Origin of the sequence: Marinobacter halodurans (assembly GCF_004327985.1) — a bacterium.
GTDB classification, from domain to species: Bacteria; Pseudomonadota; Gammaproteobacteria; order Pseudomonadales; family Oleiphilaceae; genus Marinobacter_A; species Marinobacter_A halodurans.
Genome location: NZ_SJDL01000119.1, coordinates 1 through 1513, shown reverse-complemented (window position 1 = coordinate 1513; position 1513 = coordinate 1). Strand labels below are relative to the sequence as shown.

1 protein-coding gene is annotated in these 1513 nt (G+C 50.8%); it reads left to right on the top strand.

Annotated elements, in window-relative coordinates; genetic code table 11:
- The first annotated feature begins 124 nt into the window (after positions 1–124).
- Complete coding sequence (locus EZI54_RS23660; protein WP_131484304.1) at positions 125–1420, top strand: site-specific integrase; 1296 nt, start codon at positions 125–127, stop codon at positions 1418–1420.
- Positions 1421–1513 lie beyond the last annotated feature (93 nt).

The following is a 1513-nucleotide window of genomic DNA, read 5'->3' as shown; positions in this document are numbered from 1 at the left end:
TGACAAGCCGCTGGCACGCTGCTGATCAACCAGGGTCTGCCACTGTTCGGGTGTGCGGTGCTTTCTCATGGGGGTAACCTCGTGTCGGAAAATGTGAGGTTACTGTAGGGCGAATCTCAGCGGGGTGGCAGAACGTCCTGAAATGAACGCTTACCCTGCAAGAGACGTTTGGACTCTGAGGCCCAGCAATGACAAAAGAAGCGGTGTCTACTTAGAAGGGCTTGATTTCACCGAGATCTCGCAGATGCCCATCAGTCTTAGATTCGTGCTGGCGTCAATTGCTGAGCGAGTATCTAGCGGAGCTGTGAAATCCTATGTCCATGCTCTCAAAAGGGCATCAGCGAGTCTCACCAATGGTGAAATCATCGACCATTCGTGGTTCGTTGCTCAAAAGATTCGGCTGGGGCCGCGAGAGGAATACAAGCTCAGCCAGATTCGCTCGTTAGTTAAGGAATGGCTTGAACTTCAGATCGAAATTCCAAGCCAGCACGATGCGAACTTGATTGCTCAGGAAAAACTAAAACAAGCTCCCCAGTCAGAAGCGGTAATGATGAGGGGGCATCAAGATGGACCGCTCACGCGGTCTGAATCAGCAACATTATTCAAAGCACTGAATAATGCACTCGAAAACGGTGAGGTTACGCTTTTCCAGTTTGTGGTGACGAGACTGCTGTATGAGTTGGGGGTAAGGGTTGAGCAGGCAGGCCATTTGAGGCTGTCTGATTTCAAATTCGAGTGGGCAAGAACCTATGTACTAATGCCTCGTGCCAAGCAGGGAACGCAGCCACGCACCCTATTCTCAAAAAGGCAGATTTCCTCTGGTCTCGGGCGCGCCGTCCAAATTCTTATTGAACAGATCTCCTCAAAGACAGACAACCGTGATCTTTCCAGGATCGGTCTCATTGACCCGGAAAACGAAAGGCATTTCGTCTTGAAGGAAGGCCTGTTAAAGCTCGATAAATCCTCTCTTCGCAATATCCTAAAGCAAACTGTAGGGCAGCTCCAGGTGCCGAGCGAAAAGACTGGAGAGCCCATAAAAATTTTTCCTCGGCGATTTCGTTACACGCTTGCTACGGAAGCAATCGAGGATGGGGAAGATCCTTTCGTTGTTGCACAGATGCTTGATCACGAGACAACCCAGACGATCTCTCATTATGTGCAGTTGAGAAACGCGACTATCGACGCGCTTGATAAGAAAATTGGGGCCCAGATGATGGTTCTCGCTGCGCCCTTTAAAGGGAAAATTATTTCCAGGGGGACGGTGACGTCGGGCGGCCCTGTCTTTGACCCAGAAAGTGACAACGAAGTTGGCGGCTGCGGGACCGCAAACTCTTGCGGGTTGCCGCATCCAGTCGCTTGTTACAGCTGTCCCAAATTTGAGCCGTATGAAGTGGACCCCGAAATTTGGACAGGTGCCTGAGCTCTGATTCATCATCTCCACAAGGAGGAGAATCATGAGCAAGAAACGCAAGCAATACAGCGCATCATTCAAATCCAAAGTCGCCCTGGCCGC